Below are 21,545 nucleotides of genomic sequence, written 5' to 3'. Positions count from 1 at the left end.
ATCACTTCCTTTTTACAGCTACATTATCAGGGAAATGGCTGTTCGGCACTTGTTTGTTTCGTGATGTTTTTCTGAACTCGTTTTATAACTCCATAAAACATGTGCATACTAGCCATGAAGGAGTGATTATGATGGATAAGAAAACATTGCAGGATACTGCAAAAAAGCATGTACCTGCTCAGCACAAGGGCAGAAATGCACTGATTGCATTCATCAGCGGAGGAGCTCTTGCTGTTGTGGCACAGCTGTTTATGATGCTGTGTATGAATATGTTCGATTTGGATAAGGATACCGCGGGTTCGGTGACCGTCGTTACGGTGATACTGATTACAGCAGTGCTGACCGGCTTCGGTGTCTATGATAAGGCAGCACAGAAATGCGGTGCGGGATTGTTTATTCCCATCAGCGGCTTTGCGAACTGTCTGACCTCCTGTGCGATAGAGGGGCGTACAGAGGGACCGATTTTCGGTATCGGCAGCAATATGTTTAAGCTGGCAGGCTCGGTTCTGACTTATGGAATCACAGCGGCATTCGTCTTTGGTACGATTCGCTACCTGCTTTTTGGTGCCTGATATGCATACAGTTACATTTAAAAACGTCTATGTACAGGCGCGCTCTACTGTTGTAGGGCCATTGGAAAAAGAGGGGCCGCTGGGAAGCCTTTTTGATAAGAGCTATGCGGATGCTTACTGCGGGGAGTCCAGCTTTGAAAAGGCGGAACGTGTCCTGCTGGCTGATGCCGTTGACCTGACCCTGCGTAAAGCAGGCAAGGGCGTAAGTGATATTGATCTGCTGGTCGGCGGTGATCTCATCAATCAATTGACCAGCTCGCATTATTTCGCCAAGGATCTGGAGGTTCCCTTTCTTGGAATGTATGGTGCCTGCTCCACTTCCTCTCTGGTTATCGGTAACGGCTCCGTATGGGTAGAGCATGAGCTGGCGAAGCAGGTTTTGGCCTTTACCAGCTCACATGTGGCAACTGCCGAGCGGCAGTTTCGCTTCCCCAACGAATATGGAATTCAGAAAAAGGAAACGACGACCTCGACAGTGACAGGCGCCGGTGCTGTATTGCTGTCAAATCAGAAAAGCAACATCCGGGTAACTGCCTTCACCCCGGGCAGAATCGTCGACTGGGATCATAAGGACGCCAATGATATGGGGCTGGCAATGGCACCGGCTGCCTATGATACGATTACCCGTCATCTGAAGGATATGCATCGTGAGCTGAAGGATTATGACATGATTGTTACCGGGGATTTATCAAAAATCGGATTCTCCTTTCTGGTTGATCTTATGAATCAGGAGGGCTATAACATTGATAACCGCCTGCATGACTGCGGCTTGATGATTTATGATTTTGAGCATCAGGATATCTTCTGCGGCGGCAGCGGATGTGCCTGCAGTATGTGCGTATCCATGGCAAAGCTGCTGAAGAAGCTTGAGGACGGGGAGTGTTCCCGCATTATGGTGGTTGCGACAGGTGCACTGCTTTCACCGGTGGCGGTTGCACAGAAGGGAACCATACCATGTATTGCACATGCCATCGTATACGAAAGGAGTGATGTGAAATGATGACTTTTATCAGCGCGTTTGTCGTCTGCGGCGGAATCTGCCTTGCAGGACAGCTGATCTATGATAATACCAAGCTTACAGCGGGGCATATCACTTCTTTATTTGTGGTGATCGGTGCGGCACTGGATACCTTTGGATGGTATGACAAGCTGTTGGAGTTTGCCGGTATGGGTGCCTCCTTGCCGATTACCAGCTTTGGACATTCTCTGATTCACGGTGCTCTGGCAAAAGCACAGAGTGATGGCATCATGGGGATTCTGCTAGGTATGTTTGATTTGACGGCGGCCGGAATCACCAGTGCCATTCTGTTTGCCTTTCTGGCAGCACTTGTGTTTCGCGCCAAATCCTAATGATGAAGCTGACACAGCGCCTGGAGGAAGTCCGCACTGCATTGTCGCCGTCCTTTGACATTGTCTACCGCCATGTCACGATTCAGAATACACAGGCATGGCTGATATTCCTTTCCTCCCTTTCTGACAGTGAGCTGATTGCATCTCTTGTGGAGGGCTTTGTAATCACAGCAGGAAATGATTTGCACATCACCTTTTATCCCGGTGCAGTTGATAAGGTGACCGATCTAAAAAAAGCAATCACCAATATGCTGAGCGGACAGTGTCTGGTGCTGATGGATAACAGCGAGGTCTACTATTGCATAGAAACCCGGCATTATCCGGCAAGATCCACAGCAGAGCCGAATGTGGAGAAAAGCGTACGCGGAGCCCATGACGGCTTCGTGGAAAATGTTATCCTCAATGTCGGCCTGATCCGCCGCAGAATCCGCGATCCGCGCCTGGTTGTCACGATGAACAAGGAAGGTGTTAAGACGCGAACGGACGTTGCCTATCTGTATATTGACGGTCTGGTGGATGTGGATGTGCTGCATGATTTTGAAAGCCGTATGCATACACTGCCGGAGGCGGAAATCCTCAGCGAGCGAAATCTGGTGGAGCTGCTGTATGGGAAAACATGGAATCCCTATCCGCATGTCCGCTATTGTGAGCGTCCGGATATCTGTGCAATTCACCTGCTACAGGGGTATCTGATTGCACTTGTCGATAATTCTCCTACCGGTGTAATCCTTCCGACAACGTTTTTTGAACAGACCAAGCAGATTGAGGAATACACACAGACAACGCTGGTGGCAACCTTTACCCGTGTCCTGCGTCTGATCGGCATTGTGTTTTCTCTATATCTATTGCCGCTGTGGATTGCACTGGTCATCGACCAGAATCCGACACTGCTCAATATACCGATTCAGCATGTTAATGTGTATCAGTTTGGGTTTCAGGTGATTCTGGCGGATATCATTGTGGAATGGATCCGACAGTCTCTGATACATACACCGACCATCCTTTCCAGCATCATGAGCTTTGTGGCTGTGTTTCTGCTGGGGGATATGGCAATTGAACTGGGAGCCTATACAAAAGAGGTTCTCATCATGGTGGCCCTGGTCAATATCGGCAATCTGCTGACACCGAGCTATGAGCTGTCTCTGGCCAATAAGGTATTTCGAATCTTTATCGGCTTTCTGGCACTCATGTTCGGCATCAGCGGCTTCTGCGTCGGTGTCCTGCTGCACATTGTGATACTGCTGTCAACAAAGACCATCAAATTTCCATACCTGTATCCGCTCATTCCGTTTTCCTATAAGGAATGCGGCCGAATTTTATTCGGTGCACCTATCAAGGTCAACCGAGATACATCCTCTAAATCAACCAAGGGTTAACGAAGAACAGATGCGCATTTCTGTTCTTTTCCAGTATCAGGCTTCTGTTTGGTGTCTTCTGTTAGGAAAGCTTGTGCGCATGGGAGCCTTTGCGGCTGTCTGTCGCAGGCAGCCTGTACCTTTTCCATACATGGGATGCATGTATCCTACATACAAAAAAGACTTGAAGAAGCTGTCATTCGTTTGTAAACAAGGCGATTCTGCATAAAAAAGATGAAAAATAAGGACTGTGTGAAAATTTATCTACATTTTCATGCGGTTTTTTGCTATAATAAAAAAATGCGAGGTGATTTCTATGGCGTTTACGGTGACAATCGATCAGTTTGAGGGTCCGCTTGACCTGATGCTGCATCTGATCAAGGATAATAAGCTGGATTTGTTCGAGCTGGATATGGACCTGCTGACGGATCAGTATCTGCATTATCTAAATGCCATGGAATCAATGCATCTGGAAATTGCAAGTGAATATCTGGCAGAGCTGGCTGGTCTAATTGAATATAAAAGCAAGAAGCTGCTGCCACGGGAAAAGGTTGTCATTGAAGAAGAGTATGAGGAGGATCAGCGGGAGAAGCTGGTTCGCCGATTGCTGGAATATCAGCGCTATAAGGAAATCAGCGAGCAGTTTGAACAGAAATATGAGGAACGCCAGCTGATGATGAGTAAGCCGATGAGTGAGGAAACACAGAAATGGCTGCATACAACGGTGGAAGGGGAATTTGTGGGGAATCCCTATGATCTCATTAAGGCGATGAACCGTGTGCTGCGCAGAGCGGCGCTGACACATCCTTATGAAACCAGAATGACGGTCAAGGAGTTATCTCTGGATGAGCGTGTTATACAAATTAAGAGCCGGCTAAAGAACTGGGTAGGAAAGATGAGCTTTGAGGAGCTGTGCAGTGACTGCACGGATCTGCACATGATTATCGTTACGTTTCTGTCCGTTCTGGATTTAATCAAGCATAAGGAAATGACCTTCCACATAGATGAAGAAGAAAACATATGGATCATTCGAGGTGAACAAGTATATGCATGAGCATGAAAAACGGGTTCTTGAGGGACTGCTTTTTCTGAGCGGTGATGAGGGACTGAGCATCGAGCAGCTGAACGGCTGTGTCGAGGAGCTGGATAAAAAGGAAATTGAAGTAGTACTGGATGAGCTGATGCAGGATTATCTTGCGGATGTGCACGGAATCGAGCTGGTTCGCTTTGGAGGAATTTATAAATTCGTATCCAAGGAGGCAATCCATCCGTATGCGCAAAAGCTGTTCAGCTCTACCAAGGTGGCAACGCTATCCAATGCCGCATTGGAAACTTTGGCAATCATTGCCTATAAGCAGCCAATCACCCGTGCAGAAATCGAGGAAATACGCGGTGTGAGCTGTGATATGATGGTGCGTAAGCTGCTGGCGAGAAATCTCATCAAGGAATGCGGCAGAAGCGATGCACCGGGCAGACCGTTTTTATATGAGGTAACGGAGGAATTTATGGATACCTTTAAGCTAGTCAGTCTGAAGGAGCTCCCGGAGCTTCCGGATTTCAAGGACACCATGGAGGAAGAGCTGTTTGAGGAATAGCTCTTTTTTAATGAGTTCTTCCTCGATTTTTGAAGAAAGCTGTAAAAAACGTTGAGAAGATAAACGCTGCGTTGGCGGATACTTCTTCTTTTTCAGCTTTATGTGCGTAAGAACAGAAACAGATAAGTTTTGTTTTGTCACGTTTGTGGAAAAGTCACAACTTTTCCACTGTATAAAGGCAGGGTATTGTGGAAAACTGCAATCTTTTCCATATTTTCGCATATTATTCCACAATACTTTACACATGTATCATTGCAGACTATACTGTAAGTGTACCAAGGAAAGGTACTTAAAAAAGCTTATATACAGGCTGGTACTGCAGAAAACTGGATAGATACGGAAACGATATAATAAAAGAACGGATTCCGTGCACTGGTCAGCGAGTAGGTGGACACCTGTAAAGGCTGTGAGAATCCCGGAAGAAGAAACTGATGAGACTTATAAATACGAAGAACGTATGAGAATTAAGGAAGTCAGGAAACAGGTATTTGGAAGGGAAGCTCGGACATGGGGACGAAAGCAGGCAGAAATTGAAAAGAGCGAATACGCCAGAACAACGAATGCTGTGAATGTAGGAAGCATGGAAGAGTAGCTCATAGCTGTGGATTACGGATATCGAAACTGGTGAGACTTATAAGTGCGGGAAACGTACGAGAGTTAAGGAAATCAGGAAACGGGTAGAGTCCGTAATGCACGTATATAGAAAAAGGAGAACGCAAAGGAAAAGGCGTTCTCTTTTTTTGCGTGCGCACATATACTTTCGTAGGTGATGTGAATGAAACGAAGTCTTTGTATCCTGCTGTGTCTGCTGCTGCAGCTGATGAGTGTCCATGCGGAGAGCTATGTGGTGTTGAGTGGTGCGGACAATACGATTGTAGAAGAAAAAAACAAGGATGAAAAGCAGAGTGTGGCATCTATTTCCAAAATCATGACCGCTGTGATCGCGATTGAGCATGGGCAATTGGATGAATCCTTTGCAGTTGATGATGAAATCAATAAGGCCTATGGAAGCAGTGTCTATCTGAAGCAGGGACAGCAGGTAACCATGCGGGATCTGCTGTATGGACTGATGCTGAGAAGCGGAAACGATGCAGCGGTGGAAATCGCAAAGCATGTTGCCGGCTCTCAGGAAGCCTTTGTTGAGCTGATGAATCGAAAGGCGGCAGAAATCGGCATGAGCAATACGACGTTTTCCAATCCCAGCGGTCTGGATGAGGAGGATGGCGGCAATATATCTACAGCCAATGATATGGCGGTATTGATGAGCTATGCGATGAAAAACAAAGAATTTCGTACCATTACCGGAAGCAAATATTATACGACTGACTGGAATATGCGCTGGAAAAATAAAAACCGTCTGCTGTTTGACTACCCCTTTACCGTCGGCGGAAAAACCGGCTTCACCAAAAAGGCCGGGCGGACACTGGTGAGTGCTGCTGAGCATGACGGGGTGGAAAGCATTGTGGTGACGCTGCAGGAGGGGGATGATTTCGCCTTCCATGAACAAAAGCATACCGAGGTGTTTCAGAAGATGGATGTGGTAACGATCATGCGCAAGGGTGACTATACGGTAAACGGCAGGAAATTCCATGTCCCGGAAACGCTGAAGGTAACACTGCATAAGGACGGCAGTGACAAGCTGCGCGTTAAGACACACTTTGACCATAAGGATTTTGTTGTTGAGGTACAGAAAAATGATGACGTGAATGTATACAGCTTCGCAAGTAAAAGGGCAAGGGGAGGAGGTCTGTTTTCGTGAATATCATCTGGCTGCTCATCGTGCTTGTCACGGTTCTCTACTGTCTGATGACCGGGAATGTGAGCATCATCAATGATGTTTTTCTCAATGTGGGCAAGGAAACCCTCGACTTTGTGATTCCGCTGCTGTGTGTGACCTGCTTCTGGAACGGAATTCTTTACATCGCACGGGATGCCGGAATCATTCATGGCTTGGAACGGCTGTTTCATCCTCTGCTGAAGCGGCTATTTCCGGATTTGAAGGACGATGAGGAAACACTGGGCTATGTGGCAACCAACGTGGTCGTCAACATGGTGGGGCTGGGCTCTGCGGCAACACCGGTCGGCCTGCAGGCGATGAAGGGCATGCAGCGGCACAATCCGGATAAGGATACGGCCTCTCGCTCCATGATCACCTTTCTCGTTTTGAATACGGCTGGTGTTACCCTGCTGTCCACGACACTGATTGCCATGCGGGCCTCCTTCCACTCCCTGAATGTGACCGGCTTTATGCCCTATGCCATTGTATCGACGCTGTTTGCCTCTGTTGTCGGTCTGAGTATTGACCGCTGGTGGAATTACCGTGATTAACACAGATTATATATTGCCGGTCCTTGTGCTGGTCATCGTCGCCGTCGCCCTGCTTCGCCGCATCAATGCCTACCATTCCTTTACCGAGGGTGTCAAGGACGGGATGAAGCTGTTTCTGGATATTTATCCCGCGCTGCTTGCCATGATGTGTGCAATCGCACTTTTGCGCCAGAGCGGACTGATGGATATGCTGTGCAGCGCACTGGCTGCTCATATTGCGAATATCCCCAAGGAAATCTGGCCAATGGTAATCTTTCGCCCGATTTCCGGAAGCGCCTCTTTGGCAGTGCTGGTCGATATCTTTCAGGTTTGCGGTGTTGATTCGCTGGCCGGCAATATGGCCAGCATCATTCAGGGCTCTACCGATACGACCGTCTATGTGATCACCCTGTATTTTTCCAGTGTGGGAATCCGTAGAATCAAGAATGCGCTGGCGATCGGACTGCTGGCGGATGTGGCCGGGATTTCCATGGCCATTCTGCTGGCACTGTATGTGTTTGCGTAATAAAGATATAAATAACAGGAGGAATGAAAATGGCAGATATGAACGATGTAAAAAACAGATTAAAGAATATGCTGGCAGTGAATGAGGAAAAGGCTGCTGTGGCTGCGGAAAAAAGCGACCATGTTGTCTGTGTGTTTCGTCTGGACAGCTTTGATGATGTAGAGGCTGTGGGTGAGGCTTTGAAAAAGAATTTTCTGGTGTTGCTGGATATCACGGCATGCGATGAGGAGTGTGCACGCAGAATTCGTGACTTCATGAAGGGCGTTGCCTATCCGATGCAGGTATGGATTCAGGAGATGAGCGAGAACATTCTGGTATATCTGCCGGATGGCTATCAGATTCAGGAATTCCAGAATTAGTCGATTTTGCTTTTCAAAGCGCAGCATTTCATGTACAATACCCATGTGAGGTGTATAGTATATGGAACGATTACAGAAAGTGATTGCGGCAGCCGGAATCACATCAAGAAGAAAAGCTGAGGTTCTGATCAGCGAGGGAAGAGTCGCTGTGAATGGAGAAACCATAACAGAACTTGGATATAAGGTAAAGCGCGGTGATCTCATTGAGGTGGACGGCAAGGCGATTGAAAAGGAAGATAAGGTCTATTTTCTGATGAACAAGCCGAAGCGCACCATGTGTACTAGCGATGATGAATTCGGAAGACAGACCGTGGTGGATCTGGTGGATTGCAGGCAGCGTATTTTTACCGTGGGACGTCTGGATTATGATACCAGCGGGGTGATTATTCTAACCAATGACGGGGATTTCGCAAATGAGATCATTCATCCGCGATATCACATTCCCAAGGTGTACAATCTGACGATCAACGGCATTTTGACGCCGGAGGATATGAAGAAAATAAAAGCAGGTATCGTGCTGGATGACGGTATCAAGACCCTGCCTGCAAAGTATCGCATGACGGAAAAGGATACAGAGAAAAATCAGTGCAGCTTTGATTTGACGATTGTCGAGGGAAGAAACCGGCAGATCAAGCGCATGATGGAGGCACTGGGCTATGAGGTGCGCCGTCTGCACCGCAGCAGGCTTGCTTTCCTGCACTGCAGTGATTTGCGGCAGGGAGAATACCGTGTGCTGAAGCCCTTTGAGGTGAAGCAGCTGCGCAGTCTTGCTCAAAAGGGAGAAATGAAGCAGCGCTAGCAATCGCTGTTGGCTTTTTTGACAGGTGCAGCAATAACAGAAGCCATAAGGATATGCAGGCAGATATGAAAAGCCTGAACGTGAGCATGAGAAAAGAGAAACGAATCAGGCAAAGGATGTCGGATTCGTTTTTTGTGCTGTTTCCACATGTGTGCTTACGTTTCTGAAATGTTTTTTTTGTTGAAGAAACACAGAAAATGATGTATGATTAACGCGGTGATTTTATGCAGCAATATTTTGTAAATACACTGGCGATGCCAGGAGAATTGATACCGATGACAAAGGAACAGACACATCACATCCGCCGCGTTATGCGTATGCAGCAGGGGGATGTGATTCGTGTTGCCGACAACAGCGGCCGCGTACTGCTGGCGGAAGTGGAATATCATCAGGAGGAAGCAGCGGCACGAGTGGTAAGGGAAGTGCGTGATCGCTCCCGAACAAGTGTAGAGCTGATTCTTGCACAGGGGATGATCAAGGGGGAGAAATGGGACTATCTGCTGCAGAAAAGTGCAGAGCTGGGGGTGGCGGAAATCATTCCGTTTGTATCCAGCCGCTGTGTTGTAAAAATCAAGGATGAGAAATCGGAAAAGAAAATTGTACGATGGAATAAAATTTTATGTGAGGCCTGTGAGCAGTGCAAGCGATCGACGCTGGTGCGTTTGCAGCCGCCCTGCACATTCTCACAGCTGTCGCAGATCGATGCCGACCTGCGGCTGATAGCCTATGAGGATGCCGATTGTAAAAGCGAGCGCCTGTGTGAGGTGCTGCGTGCACATCCATCCCCAAAGCGTGTTTTGATGGTGGTCGGCAGTGAGGGCGGCTTTTCGGCGGATGAGGTTGAAGCGCTGACTGCATCCGGCTTTCACCGCGTATCTTTAGGCGGACGGATACTGCGTGCGGAAACAGCGGCAATCTCGCTGCTGAATTCCATTGAGTTTTACTACGATATGGCAGGTGAAAAAGATGAAGACGATATATGATCGGCTGAATAAGGTGTATGATAAGACACTTCTGGATCAAAAGGATATCCGGAAGCATTACCGTACCATCTGCGACCTGCTGGAGGAATATCAAATTCCCCACGACGAGAAAAGCGATGATGCTGTGATACAGAATGAAATCGTCTATGAATCCCTGCTCGTAAAACGGCAGTTCGAGGATGTTTTTTTTGATACCTATGTAAAAATGTTCGATTACTGGTATGATCTGAATTATCTGGAGCGTAAGGCACAGATGAATGTGGATGTGGAACGCTTCGTGAAAGAGCTCCGGCATTTTGAGGCGGATGGTGAAACGATTTATATGCCTGCCTTTGCGCCGGGCTTTAATCATCTTTATCATACGGAAATCGTGCTGCTGGATTTGAAGCAGTATCATAAATTCATCCGGGAGTGCGCAAAGGAAGTGCAGTACAGGCGCTATGGTGCCAAGCCGTTTCAGTATGGCTTTTCCAGCTGTGAGCTGCTGGCGGAGGCGGATGAGGGCTATGTCGTCTTCCATCCGGTCCTGCATCGCTGGTATCTGTATGATGCAGGCGGATTAAAGCGCAGCGTATCCGTGGATATGAAGCAGGAGCTGCAGGAGGACTGGAAGCAGGAAATCGCACTACTTCTGTTAAAGGAGCAGCACGAAGCACTCGTTGCGTTTTTGAACGAGCATGCACTAATCAAAAAACGATTGGGCAGAAAGCTGGAAAAGCTGCTGGAGAAGCAAAAGAAAAAGCAGGAAAAGAAGGCAGACAAGGAGTGACGACATGACGACATTTGCAATAGCCACACTGGGCTGCAAGGTAAATACATATGAATCACAGGGCTATGAGAGTGCCCTGGTGGATAAGGGCTATGAACAGGTATCCTTTAAAGAAAAAGCGGATGTCTATATCATCAACACCTGTGCCGTGACCAATACGGCCGGCAGTAAATCCCGTCAGAAAATTCATGCGGCCATCGCTTTGAATCCGGAGGCGCTGATTGCCGTTGTCGGCTGCTATGCACAGACGGCAAGCGAACAGCTGGAGCAGGATGCCAATATTGATATTCTGCTGGGAAGTGATGGAAAAAGCAGACTGGCGGATATGATTGAGGAGGGTCTTCGAAAGAAGCGTCCGCAGAAGCTCATTCATGATGTCCGCAAGGTCAATGTGTTTGAGGCGCTTCCGATTCATCGCTTCGAGCATCAGACACGGGCTTTTTTGAAAATACAGGACGGCTGCAATCAGTTTTGCAGCTATTGTATCATACCGTTTGCACGCGGAGCGGAGCGCTCGTTGCCGGAGGATGAGGTACTTGCCATCGCACGAAGTCTGAGCGAAAGCGGCCATCGGGAAATCGTGCTGAGCGGCATCCATACCGGACGCTACGGCAATGGCATCAACAGCAGTCTGTGCCAGCTGATGAAGCGCATGGTGAAGGAAATTCCCAAGCTGCAAAGAATTCGTATCTCCTCGATTGAAATGAATGAAATCACGGATGAGCTGCTGGAATTTATAAAGGGGGAAGAAAAAATCGCCCGGCATCTGCATATTCCCGTGCAGTCTGCCAATACTACGGTATTGAAGAATATGAATCGTCCCTATACGATAGCATGGTTTATGGAACGGGTGGACTATATCCGCTCCCTTATTCCGGATATTTCCATATCCAGCGATGTCATTACCGGGTTTCCGCAGGAAAGTGAAGAGCAGTTTCAGGATACCCTGGATAATATCGCTCGCATGCGCCTAAGCTTTCTGCATGTGTTCCCGTATTCCCGCCGCGATCATACAGCGGCTGCGCAGATGAGCGGTCATCTGGAAAATAAAATAAAGAAAGAACGCGCATCAAGACTTGCGAATCTTTCCAAACAGTTATATACTGCTTATAAACAGAATTTCGTTGGAAAGGAAGTTTCTGTCATTTTTGAGAAGGAAAAAGATGGAAAACTGATCGGACACAGCAGTGAATACCTGGAGGTCGCAGCAGCGGCTCCGCTTGCCTGGCTGCATACGATGCATACCGTACGCATCACGGCACTGGACGGGGATTTGCTGGTTGGCTGTCCGCTAAAGGAGGAGTCTTATGAAGCTGTCTCAAATGTTTGAAAATGCCCCGGAGATTGAAATTGCAGGGCTGTGCATCGATTCCCGCTGCGCCAAGGCGAATGATATGTATTTCTGCATGGAGGGCATGGTGCATGACGGGCATGAATTTATTGATGATGTCATTGAAAAGGGTGTAAAATGCATCGTGCATTCCAAGCCGGTGGACGATATGAAAAAAGGGGTAGCCTATATTCAGGTGGAAAATGTCAATCGCACACTGAATCGGGTGGCGTCCATGTTTTATGGGCATCCAAGCCGTAAAATGAAGGTGTTCGGTGTTACCGGAACAAACGGGAAGAGCACCATCACCAGCATTATTCGGGATGTATATTCCCATTTTGCGCCCTGTGGCTATATTGGAACGATATCCATCAGCTATGGAGAGGTGACTCTGCCGCCGTCTTTGACAACGCCGGATGCTGTACTGATTCATAAAACGATGAAGGATATGGTGGAGCATGGCATGCAGGCGGTTGCTTTGGAGGTCAGCTCGCACGGTCTGGAGCTGGGACGTGTGCAGAGCGTGGATTTTGATGTCGCTGTGTTCAGTAACCTGACCTATGACCATCTGGATTTTCACGGTACGATCGAGCATTACTTCGAAGCGAAGAAAAAGCTGTTCACCAATCTGAAAAAAGAGGGCGTTGCTGTGTTGAATGCGGATGATGCCTATGTGGATCAGCTGGCGGATGCTACCGAGGCCAGTGTTGTTACCTATGGCATTGACAATCACGCGACCTATCAGGCGGAAAATATCCGGATTGAGAAAACGGGATCACGGTTTACCCTGGTTCATGGAACAGAGCGCTATGAGGTTTCAACCAATCTGGTTGCCCTGTATAACATATACAACCTGCTGGGTGCTGTGGCCGCCATGGCGGAAAGCGGTATTCCGATTGAACAGCAGCTGCCCTATCTCAATGATATCCGGCAGATTGAAGGGCGTATGGAACGTATTGACGAGGGACAGCTGTTTAATGTCATCGTCGATTTTGCCCATACTCCGGACGGTATGGAAAAGGTTTTTGAATATGCGAAGGATATCACAGAGGACGGACACAGCATTATTGCCGTGTTTGGCTCTGCCGGCAAGCGGGATACAAAGAAGCGCAGGGTCTTCGGCGAAATCGCGAGCCGTTATTGCGACAGCATCATTCTGACGGAGGATGATCCCCGGGATGAGGATCCGCGGGAAATCGCAAATGAAATCAAAAGCGGTATCAGCGATACGAATAATATTTTCATCGCGGATCGTTATGCCGCCATACGGCAGGCCATCGAGAGTGCCAATGTGAAGGATACCGTCCTGATTCTCGGCAAGGGGGATGAGGTATTCATGTATCGGGAGTTCGGACGTGAGCCGTGGATGGGGGATCACAATGTCGCTCGTCACTGCATCCGCAAATACAGTCTCGGACTGGAGGATGATGAAAAATAAGGTTGTAAAATAAGTATAAAAAAATTTTCTGTATGAATTTATAGAAAATGAACATATTTATGTTGCATTTTCATATGTTTTTCAGTATAATAATATTGCTTGCATCAGAAGGGAGGGTAAATCATGCCGAAAGTAGTACTTAAAGAAAACGAAGTTCTTGATGATGCTTTACGTAGATTCAAACGTCAAGTATCAAGAAATGGAACCCTTGCTGAAGCTCGCAAAAGAGAGTTTTACGTAAAACCTGGCGTTCGTCGTAAATTAAAGTCAGAAGCTGCGCGTAAAGCACGTCGTGGAAAATAGAAGAGGCCGATAGGCTTCTTTTTTTATACTTCCGCTTGTGCATGGTGAATAGGCTTACCAAGGGAGCTGCTTTGTATAGGGTCTGTGGTGCGTGTATAGAGCCGGCCAAAAGCTGGCGTGGTAAAAAAAGAAATTGAAAAAAGCTGCTGTGCAGGGGGTTGTGCAAACGAGTCAATCTGCTATAATCAGCATGAAGATGAGATACACCATGAACATGGGGAGGTATACTATGCAAATCATCGAAATAGAGCGTCTCAGCCGCGATTATGGAGAGGGGAGGGGAATCTTCGATATTTCCTTTTCCATCGCTGAGGGAGAGGTTTTCGGCTTCCTGGGGCCGAATGGGGCAGGAAAGACAACGACCATCCGTCATCTGCTTGGATTCCTGAAGGCAAAACAGGGTTCAGCGAAAATTCTCGGGATGGACTGCTGGAAGCAATCCGATGCCATTACCAGACAGCTTGGCTATATACCGGGAGAAATCAATCTCCTGAATGAAATGAGCGGTGAGGAATTTCTGCGCTTTATGGCACGTTACCGGAACATGCAGGACAGCGGACGGACACAGGAGCTGCTGGAGCGCTTTGAGCTGCGGCCAACCGGGGCCATACGTCGCATGTCCAAGGGAATGAAGCAGAAGCTGGGAATCGTAGCGGCTTTTATGCATGATCCCAAGGTGCTGATTCTGGATGAGCCGACCAGCGGACTGGATCCGCTGATGCAAAATGCCTTTGTCGAGCTGATTCAGGAGGAAAAGCAGAGAGGAAAGACAATCCTGATGTCTTCCCATATGTTTGAGGAAGTGGAAAAAACCTGTGATCGCATCGGCATCATCCGGAAGGGACATATGGCGGCAATCGAGGATACCGTCATCTTGCAGAAGAATAAAACGAAGACATACATTCTCACCTTTGCCGATTCCTCGCAGACACAGCGTTTTTTGCAGGAGCGACTGCAGATGAAGCAAATGAGTGAGCTGTGTGTGCATGTATATGTCCGGGAGGATCTCAAGGAGCTTCTGCAGCTGCTGCCGGCCTATGAGCTGCGCGATCTCAATGTCGCAACACAGAGTCTGGAGGATATCTTTTTGCAGTATTACGGAGAGAAGGGAGAAGCACATGAATAAGACACTGTTTCGTATGGAGTGGAAATCGGCATGGAAGCTGCTGCTGATTTTCATTTTGATTCTAGCGATGTATTTCAGCATTATGCTGACGATGTTTGATCCGGAGCTGGGCTCTGCGCTGGCGCAGTTTGAGAAGCTTATGCCGGAAATGATGGCAGCGGTTGGCATGAGCGGCACAGCAGCTACTCTGGTGGATTTCTTCTCAACCTATCTGTATGGCATGATCATGATTATGTTCCCGTTTTTGTTTTCTGTTATTCTCTCCCTGCGACTGCTTGTCAAAAAGGTGGATAACGGAAGTATGACCTATCTGCTGAGCTGTGGTGAAAAGCGAAGCCGTGTCTGGATGACTCAGCTGGCTGTGCTGCTGAGTGCGCTGTTTCTTCTAATTGCCTTCTGTACGCTTATGGGTATTGTTTGTAGTATACTCATGTTTCCGGGCGATTTGGATATTGCAGCCTTTCTGCGGCTGAATCTGGGATGCCTGCTGCTACAGACAGCATTGGCGTCCATCAGCTTTCTCGCTTCTTCCGCCTTGAATGAATATCGGCATGCCGCTTTGATAGGTGCCGGAACTGGTGTTGTATTCATCATGATACAGATGCTCGCCAATATGAAGGGAAATCTTGAAAAGCTGCAGTATGCGACGATTATGACGCTGTTTGACACACAGGGGCTGATTGCCAATGAAGCACAGGCATGGGCACGTCTGGGTGTGCTGCTTCTGATCGCTGGCAGCTGTCTGCTCATCGCCCGGCGAAGCTTTATGCAAAGAGATCTTTCCTTATAGTTGTCTGCGGCTGCTTTGAGGCATTTCCTGTATGTGCAGGACTGCCTCTTTTTTGTCTGCACTGTACATGCTTTATACATGAGCAGAAGCCCCTCTCAAAACAGCTTGTGTTCATAAAATAGAACTCCGTGATAATGAAAGCTTTACATGAAAGTGCATTCATGCGGGTGAAAAACAACATTTAATTTACTTTTAACAAAATTATAACATTTCCTGTTTATCTTTTCTTTATAATGGAAACGAAGGAGGATAGCATTCACAGGCATAAAACCTCACGCACAAACGTATTTTGTATAGAGGTGAGAGTATGCTTTCCATAGATAAGAATCAGGTCATGATTGAACATTACCGGGAACTGACCCTGGTGAGCGAAACGAGAATACAGGTGACGATGAAATCCTACCGTATCACGATAGACGGGGAGCAGCTGCATGTGCTGGCACTGGGAAAGGATGAGATCCTGCTGGAGGGCAGTGTGCAGAATCTGGCGTTCGCATATGAAAAATAGAAAGGGTTTCGGTCTTGATCAATGGAAAGTGCAGGCCTCTTGCGATGAGTTTTTATGGATTACAAAGAAAAATCAGCTGGAACTATACGATATTACTCTACATCGAAACTATATTCAGTTCTACGCATCCATTCTGCAGCGCCCGAAAATCTACCGCTGCTTTGAAACATGTGATCTGATCACAACCACCGGTATGCTGGGATATGCACTGCGCAGCCTGAAAAAGCCCTATCGCATTGCGGCAATTCTGCTTTCTATCCTGCTGTGGTACGGTCTTTCGTCCATGGTATTTGAAATACAAATCAAGGGAGAAAAGGATGAAAGCCGGAAGCTGATTGCGGATACCCTGAAAAAGATGGAGGTTGTACCACCTTTTAAAAGCAGGGATGTCTCACAGCTGAAGACACAGCTGAAAAAGAATCTGGAAAATGATATCGCCTGGCTGGAAATTGAGAAACAGGGCAGCCGGTATCTGATTACCTATACGCCAAAGGAATTTGCCTCCTTATCCCAGCTGGGACATGAGGAGCTGATTGCACAGGAGGACGGTATGATTGAGCGCTTTGATATACAGCATGGAAACAAGCTGCACAAGGTCAATGAATTTGTGCATAAGGGTGATGTGCTGGTCAGCAATGTGCTGGAGGATTCCAAGGGCGGCAAGCAGGAGGTATATGTCAAGGGACGTGTCTTTGCCTATGTCTGGAAGGATATCACCGTGACGATGGACAAGACAAGGGAACCGAAGGCCTTTCAGTATTTTCAGCTGCTGTTTGATGCCAGACGCAAGGTGAGCGAGGACTTTCACAAGGACGATCGCATTTACAAGGAAAATATTTTGCAATTCTCTACAGATATGGGTAAAATAAAGATGGTGATTCATTACACACTGATCAAGGACATCACCACACCATAACGATAAGGAGCGCCTATGAGTGAACAATTTCGTATTGCATTAGAAGAATACCCGATGGAATGGATCGTAAAATTATGCGGAGCACAGGATAAGCATCTGGAGCTGCTGCGAAACGCCTTTTCCTGTGATATCATCATGCGGGACAATGAGCTGCGCATTCTCAGTGAGGATGCAGTTACCTTTCACAGCATTGAATCTGTGGTAAAGGCCCTGTTTGATATGATGGAGGCACATATTGATGTGAGTGGACGCGATATTGAATATGCCTGCCGTCTGGCCAAGCTGAATCGGCTGCAGGAGCTTTCCACGACATATCAGAAGGCGATCGGTAAAACGGTCAACGGGAAGCTGATTTATCCCAAAACGATCGGACAGCGGCATCTGTTTAAATGCATGTGCAACAGTGAAATCGTCTTTGCGACCGGAGTGGCCGGTACCGGAAAAACCTACCTCGCTGTTGTGTATGCGGCCGATCTGCTGAAAAAGGGAGAAATCCGCAAGATTATTTTGACCAGACCCGCCGTGGAGGCCGGAGAGAACCTGGGCTTTCTGCCGGGCGATCTAAAGGAAAAGGTGGATCCGTATCTGCGCCCACTCTATGATGCCCTGTATGATACGCTGGGACAGGAGCAGGTGGAGAAGCTGCTGGAAAAGGAAGTCATTGAAATCGCGCCGCTTGCTTATATGCGCGGACGGACGCTGGACAATGCCTTCATTATACTGGATGAGGCGCAGAATACAACTCGTGCACAGATGAAGATGTTTCTGACGAGGATGGGATTTCATTCACGCATCGTCATTACCGGGGATGTAACACAGATTGATTTGATTAAAAAACGTGATTCCGGCCTGCTGAATGCCAAGCATCTGCTGTCCGGGATAGAGGGCATCTCCTTTGTGGAGCTAACCAGCCTCGATGTAGTTCGTAATCCGTTGGTTCAGAAAATCATTGAACGATATGAGCAGGAGGAAGAACGATATGGCAAGGATTTTATTGATTGAAGACGAAGATAACATCCGCAAGATCATTGCATATGATTTGAAAAAAGCGGATTTTGATATCGTGGAATGCGGTGATGGTAGAACGGCTGTCGATCTGGCGATGAAAGAGGATTTTGATGTGCTGATCATCGACTGGATGCTGCCTCATGTCAGCGGAATCGATATCGTGAAAAAACTGCGCAGTGAGCACATTGACGCTATCTTTATCATGCTGACGGCAAGGGATGATGAAACGGATATCCTGTATGCCTTTGAGCAGGGCGTGGATGATTATATCACAAAGCCGTTTTCTCCAAGAGAGCTGCTGGCCAGGGTGAATGCCCATCTGAAGCGGCAGAACCGCAAGCAGGAGAAGCGGCTCAGTGTGGGGGATCTGTCCATGGATATGAAGCGGCGTGAGGCATATATCGGAGAGCGGATGATGACGCTGACAAAGAAGGAATTTGACCTGCTGGAGTATTTTATCCAGAACAAGGATATCGTATTGTCCCGTGACAGCATCCTGAACGATATCTGGGGCTTTGATTATGACGGAGATACACGGATTGTGGATGTGCATGTATTCAAGCTAAGAAACAAGCTGAATGCGTCGCATGTACATATCAGGTCATCCCGTGGAGTCGGTTATCTGCTGGAGGAAGTGCATGAAACGCAATAAATACGGGTATCTGGGATTGATTCTGGCCTGCATTGCGGTTGTGCAGTACAATTATCATTTGAATGAATATGTACTGCTGCTGCTCGTGGTAGTTTCGATTGCTTTGCTCTGGGAGTTTCTGGATCAGAAAAACCTGAACGTGCATCGCCGGGAGAATATCGAGCTGCAGGAGGAAATCAAATCGACTGCCAAGGATGCGCATTTGAAGAATAAGCAGCTGCTGACGGTCGTGACCAGTATACCGTTTCCGATGCTGCTGGTTGATCAGTTTGGTAATATCGTCATGCATAACAATGTCAGTGAGCTGTGTGAGGATGGCTTGATCGCTGAGCATATGACATATATGAGCAATGCTTATCTGCATCCGGTGCGTGAGTTTATCAAGGATGCCTTTATTCTGGAAAAGCCGATGGACAAAATCATCGATATCAATGGCGTGGAGTATCAGTCCATCAGTGTACCGGTAACCGCCAAGAAGAAATACAGCGGCTGTCTGGTGTTGTTTCAGGATATTTCGAAAACGCTGGAGGGGGAAAAGATGCAGAAGCGCTTTATCGCAGATGCATCGCATGAATTAAAAACACCGATTGCCGTCATTAAGGGTATGGTGGAAATACTCAACCGCGAGGATTTTGATGATGAGGAAACACGTCGTGAATTCATGGACCAGATTGAGCAGGAAATCAATCGGCTGGATATTCTGGTAAAGGACTTGCTGCAGCTGTCACGTCTCAGCCTGTCCACGGTTTTGCTGGAACGAGAGAAAACCGATCTTTGTCAGGTGATCGATAAGGCAGTAAAGTCACTGCAGAAAAAGGCGGAGAAAAAGGGACTGCGCATCGTGAAGGAGTATCAGAATCATGATCTGGTATTCTGCGATCCTTTGAAAATGAGTCAGGTTGTGTTGAATCTGTTGTCGAATGCCATCAAGTACAGCGATCGAGGCACGATTACCCTAAAAACGAGGGAAGAAGGCTCCTGGTATGTTTTGCAGGTAAGGGATGAGGGCCATGGTATTACCGCAGAGGATTTGGAGAAAATATTTGACCGCTTTTATCGGGTGGATGATGATCGCTCCCGAAGCAGCGGCGGCTCAGGACTGGGACTTTCCATTGTGAAATCCATTGTCGAGGCTCACCATGGGGAAATAAAGGTAGAGAGTGAATTTGATAAGGGAACGACATTTACGGTCAGATTGAAGAACTGATTTTCCAATGCTGATCGTGAATGTCATTTCTTTACTGAAAAAATTTATATTTTATATAAATTCGCTACGGTATTCCTCATAGGCGATCGTAGGTTTATAGAGGTATTTATCAAAGCGGCAGCTTTTCAGTTTCTCACAGCCATTACAAGCTCCCGGAGTACGATCTCTGCGTTTACAGTGGAACTTAGAATAATCAGGGCAGTTGACAGTACAATTCTTTCTCTCAAACTTACAGTGAGCATAGTTCTCGCATTCTAGAGAAAGTGTAGATTTATGAGAGAGATAACGGTGAGCACGGATTTCCTTATCTATCGTAGATTTATCTTTGCCTAGATTATCAGCAATAGCTTTTTTAGAAGAACCATTAACGATGCCGATCGCGATGACATTGCGATCGTCCTGAGTCAGATGTTTGTTTTTGTTCGTTGCCATATTCATCACCCTTTGTAATGTGTATGATAATAACCAGCGGTTACCTTCATCATAGATATAAAAAAGGATATATGAAAGACTAAATGCAATTGTAAGTGTAAATTCAACTAGATTGTTGTGTAAGAGTCTTTTCTACTTGGCTACTTTGAAAGTGGAATTTAACTTTTCACTTCAGCAAATTGTATGAAATGTAAATTTGCTCTTGCGTTTGAAAAAGAATAATGCTATAATAGTCAAGCAAACAAAGATGTCGCGTTCGGCAAGCGGTCAAGCCACAGCCCTCTCAAGGCTGTATCACGGGTTCGAATCCCGTACGCGATACCATATGAAAATCGTGGACACTGTGATCAGTGTCTTTTTTATATTTGAAAGCAACATACTGTATCTGTGCAATAAGGATATTGTGAGAAGAAAACACCGCATGTTAAAAGTTTAAGGCTTACTATCCGCAATTTGTTAAGTTTCTCGCGCAATTGCTGAAATATATGCTATGATTTCTTTGTGGGTGACATAAAAAAAGGCGATACCTTTGTTAATTGTTGAAATGTAAACTATAAAGCTGAGCGATATGTATTGCTAAAATGATAACACTATATGACAAATTTTGTTAAATTTCTCATATATCAAGGCGTGTTCGACAAAATATCACAAAATTTGCATTCTATACATAGTAAGATACAGGTGGGAAGAAAAAATGGGGAAATCGTAAGGAGGTAGTAGTATGGAATTGACACACAGCACAAGGCGATTTCTCAAAACAGCTGCTCCGGTGATTGGTAGTGCCGGGATGCTTTTTGCCTTTTACCAGTGGATGGTAAGCCGGAAGGGGCAGGCAGTTGAAGAGATGGAGTATGTACAAATACAGGAGCGGGAGCTTCTCAAAGACCTGTGGAATCGCTACGATATGTATCGGTCGGTATATCAAATCTGTGATGATTATCTGGATAATGACATGATGATGACCTCGCAGATGATCGATACGCTTAAAGAACGTCTAACGGATTGTCAGTCGTTATTGAGATTGAACAAGCCGTTCATAAGAAAGAGTGTGTGGGATGCATATGATGGACTGTTAAAGGCGCATAACCATTTTGTTGAAGTGGTCATGTGGGAGATGTGCGAACCAGAGGGGATGAATGCCTTTCTGCGTGACAGTCGCAGCGATATCTATGAAAGTGAAGCACTGCTGATTGAGCTATTGCGGGGATAACATACATAAA

26 protein-coding genes and 1 tRNA gene are annotated in these 21,545 nt (G+C 46.9%); 25 read left to right on the top strand and 2 right to left on the bottom strand.

Annotation, left to right across the window (positions count from 1 at the left end):
- Window positions 1-128: 128 nt before the first annotated feature.
- From G4D54_10935 to scpB, 6 genes are all read left to right on the top strand, one after another.
- A complete protein-coding gene (locus tag G4D54_10935) occupies window positions 129-572 on the top strand; it encodes a SpoVA/SpoVAEb family sporulation membrane protein (GenBank protein ID QJA02922.1) in 444 nt (147 codons plus the stop codon).
- The gene (gene spoVAD / locus G4D54_10930; GenBank protein ID QJA02921.1) at window positions 514-1,572 is read left to right on the top strand and encodes a stage V sporulation protein AD; all 1,059 of its coding nucleotides are present in this window, start codon (window positions 514-516) and stop codon (window positions 1,570-1,572) included. Before G4D54_10935 ends, spoVAD begins: the two co-directional genes overlap by 59 nt.
- Window positions 1,572-1,922, top strand: a complete 351-nt coding sequence (spoVAE, locus tag G4D54_10925; GenBank protein ID QJA05188.1) for a stage V sporulation protein AE — start codon at window positions 1,572-1,574, stop codon at window positions 1,920-1,922. The genes spoVAD and spoVAE overlap by 1 nt, the downstream gene beginning before the upstream one ends.
- Window positions 1,922-3,298 (top strand): spore germination protein, encoded by a 1,377-nt coding sequence (locus tag G4D54_10920; protein QJA02920.1) that lies wholly within the window; start codon window positions 1,922-1,924, stop codon window positions 3,296-3,298. Before spoVAE ends, G4D54_10920 begins: the two co-directional genes overlap by 1 nt.
- A 295-nt stretch (window positions 3,299-3,593) precedes the next feature.
- Window positions 3,594-4,331 (top strand): segregation/condensation protein A, encoded by a 738-nt coding sequence (locus G4D54_10915; protein QJA02919.1) that lies wholly within the window; start codon window positions 3,594-3,596, stop codon window positions 4,329-4,331.
- Complete coding sequence (gene scpB, locus G4D54_10910) at window positions 4,324-4,872, top strand: SMC-Scp complex subunit ScpB (protein QJA02918.1); 549 nt, start codon at window positions 4,324-4,326, stop codon at window positions 4,870-4,872. Before G4D54_10915 ends, scpB begins: the two co-directional genes overlap by 8 nt.
- Here scpB and G4D54_10905 read toward each other — a convergent pair.
- Window positions 4,798-5,094 carry a hypothetical protein gene (locus G4D54_10905; protein ID QJA02917.1) on the bottom strand — a complete coding sequence of 99 codons (297 nt, stop codon included), beginning with the start codon at window positions 5,092-5,094 and terminating at the stop codon, window positions 4,798-4,800. The genes scpB and G4D54_10905 overlap by 75 nt on opposite strands.
- Before the next feature lie 553 nt (window positions 5,095-5,647).
- Here G4D54_10905 and G4D54_10900 point away from each other — a divergent pair.
- The 17 genes from G4D54_10900 (at window position 5,648) to G4D54_10820 (ending at window position 19,893) form a co-directional block, all read left to right on the top strand.
- Window positions 5,648-6,631: a D-alanyl-D-alanine carboxypeptidase gene (locus G4D54_10900; protein QJA02916.1), complete on the top strand. Its 984-nt coding sequence runs from the start codon at window positions 5,648-5,650 to the stop codon at window positions 6,629-6,631.
- Window positions 6,628-7,200 (top strand): spore maturation protein A, encoded by a 573-nt coding sequence (locus G4D54_10895; GenBank protein ID QJA02915.1) that lies wholly within the window; start codon window positions 6,628-6,630, stop codon window positions 7,198-7,200. Before G4D54_10900 ends, G4D54_10895 begins: the two co-directional genes overlap by 4 nt.
- The gene (locus G4D54_10890; GenBank protein ID QJA02914.1) at window positions 7,193-7,705 is read left to right on the top strand and encodes a spore maturation protein; all 513 of its coding nucleotides are present in this window, start codon (window positions 7,193-7,195) and stop codon (window positions 7,703-7,705) included. The genes G4D54_10895 and G4D54_10890 overlap by 8 nt, the downstream gene beginning before the upstream one ends.
- 29 nt (window positions 7,706-7,734) lie before the next feature.
- A complete protein-coding gene (locus tag G4D54_10885) occupies window positions 7,735-8,064 on the top strand; it encodes a cell division protein SepF (GenBank protein ID QJA02913.1) in 330 nt (109 codons plus the stop codon).
- Between the two features lie 61 nt (window positions 8,065-8,125).
- A complete protein-coding gene (locus tag G4D54_10880; GenBank protein ID QJA02912.1) occupies window positions 8,126-8,863 on the top strand; it encodes an rRNA pseudouridine synthase in 738 nt (245 codons plus the stop codon).
- Window positions 8,864-9,087: 224 nt separating this feature from the next.
- Window positions 9,088-9,846, top strand: coding sequence for a 16S rRNA (uracil(1498)-N(3))-methyltransferase (locus G4D54_10875; protein ID QJA02911.1), 759 nt, complete (start codon window positions 9,088-9,090; stop codon window positions 9,844-9,846).
- The gene (locus tag G4D54_10870) at window positions 9,830-10,615 is read left to right on the top strand and encodes an RNA polymerase subunit sigma (protein ID QJA02910.1); all 786 of its coding nucleotides are present in this window, start codon (window positions 9,830-9,832) and stop codon (window positions 10,613-10,615) included. The genes G4D54_10875 and G4D54_10870 overlap by 17 nt, the downstream gene beginning before the upstream one ends.
- Before the next feature lie 4 nt (window positions 10,616-10,619).
- Window positions 10,620-11,945 (top strand): tRNA (N(6)-L-threonylcarbamoyladenosine(37)-C(2))-methylthiotransferase MtaB, encoded by a 1,326-nt coding sequence (gene mtaB / locus G4D54_10865; protein QJA02909.1) that lies wholly within the window; start codon window positions 10,620-10,622, stop codon window positions 11,943-11,945.
- Window positions 11,923-13,383: a UDP-N-acetylmuramoyl-L-alanyl-D-glutamate--2,6-diaminopimelate ligase gene (locus tag G4D54_10860; protein QJA02908.1), complete on the top strand. Its 1,461-nt coding sequence runs from the start codon at window positions 11,923-11,925 to the stop codon at window positions 13,381-13,383. The genes mtaB and G4D54_10860 overlap by 23 nt, the downstream gene beginning before the upstream one ends.
- Window positions 13,384-13,506: 123 nt before the next feature.
- The gene (locus G4D54_10855; protein ID QJA02907.1) at window positions 13,507-13,686 is read left to right on the top strand and encodes a 30S ribosomal protein S21; all 180 of its coding nucleotides are present in this window, start codon (window positions 13,507-13,509) and stop codon (window positions 13,684-13,686) included.
- A gap of 229 nt (window positions 13,687-13,915) precedes the next feature.
- Entirely contained in the window at window positions 13,916-14,812 is an 897-nt protein-coding gene (locus tag G4D54_10850) for an ABC transporter ATP-binding protein (GenBank protein QJA02906.1), read from the top strand.
- The gene (locus G4D54_10845; GenBank protein QJA02905.1) at window positions 14,805-15,602 is read left to right on the top strand and encodes a hypothetical protein; all 798 of its coding nucleotides are present in this window, start codon (window positions 14,805-14,807) and stop codon (window positions 15,600-15,602) included. The genes G4D54_10850 and G4D54_10845 overlap by 8 nt, the downstream gene beginning before the upstream one ends.
- A 307-nt stretch (window positions 15,603-15,909) precedes the next feature.
- Entirely contained in the window at window positions 15,910-16,110 is a 201-nt protein-coding gene (locus tag G4D54_10840; GenBank protein QJA02904.1) for a sporulation protein, read from the top strand.
- On the top strand, window positions 16,100-17,026 hold the full coding sequence (locus tag G4D54_10835) for a sporulation protein (protein ID QJA02903.1): 927 nt from the start codon (window positions 16,100-16,102) through the stop codon (window positions 17,024-17,026). The genes G4D54_10840 and G4D54_10835 overlap by 11 nt, the downstream gene beginning before the upstream one ends.
- A 15-nt stretch (window positions 17,027-17,041) precedes the next feature.
- Window positions 17,042-18,028 (top strand): PhoH family protein, encoded by a 987-nt coding sequence (locus G4D54_10830; protein QJA02902.1) that lies wholly within the window; start codon window positions 17,042-17,044, stop codon window positions 18,026-18,028.
- Window positions 18,006-18,686 (top strand): response regulator transcription factor, encoded by a 681-nt coding sequence (locus tag G4D54_10825; GenBank protein ID QJA02901.1) that lies wholly within the window; start codon window positions 18,006-18,008, stop codon window positions 18,684-18,686. The genes G4D54_10830 and G4D54_10825 overlap by 23 nt, the downstream gene beginning before the upstream one ends.
- The gene (locus G4D54_10820) at window positions 18,673-19,893 is read left to right on the top strand and encodes a HAMP domain-containing histidine kinase (protein ID QJA02900.1); all 1,221 of its coding nucleotides are present in this window, start codon (window positions 18,673-18,675) and stop codon (window positions 19,891-19,893) included. The genes G4D54_10825 and G4D54_10820 overlap by 14 nt, the downstream gene beginning before the upstream one ends.
- Window positions 19,894-19,944: 51 nt before the next feature.
- Here G4D54_10820 and G4D54_10815 read toward each other — a convergent pair whose 3' ends face one another.
- Complete coding sequence (locus tag G4D54_10815) at window positions 19,945-20,325, bottom strand: helix-turn-helix domain-containing protein (GenBank protein QJA02899.1); 381 nt, start codon at window positions 20,323-20,325, stop codon at window positions 19,945-19,947.
- A gap of 249 nt (window positions 20,326-20,574) precedes the next feature.
- Here G4D54_10815 and G4D54_10810 point away from each other — a divergent pair.
- Window positions 20,575-20,649 (top strand) — tRNA-Glu (locus G4D54_10810).
- 397 nt (window positions 20,650-21,046) lie between these two features.
- The gene (locus G4D54_10805) at window positions 21,047-21,535 is read left to right on the top strand and encodes a hypothetical protein (GenBank protein QJA02898.1); all 489 of its coding nucleotides are present in this window, start codon (window positions 21,047-21,049) and stop codon (window positions 21,533-21,535) included.
- Window positions 21,536-21,545: the final 10 nt, after the last annotated feature.

It is taken from the genome of [Clostridium] innocuum (assembly GCA_012317185.1).
GTDB classification, from domain to species: domain Bacteria; phylum Bacillota_I; class Bacilli_A; order Erysipelotrichales; family Erysipelotrichaceae; genus Clostridium_AQ; species Clostridium_AQ innocuum.
The sequence above is the reverse complement of the archived record's forward strand: the minus strand, read 5'-3'. Positions and strand labels throughout refer to the sequence as shown.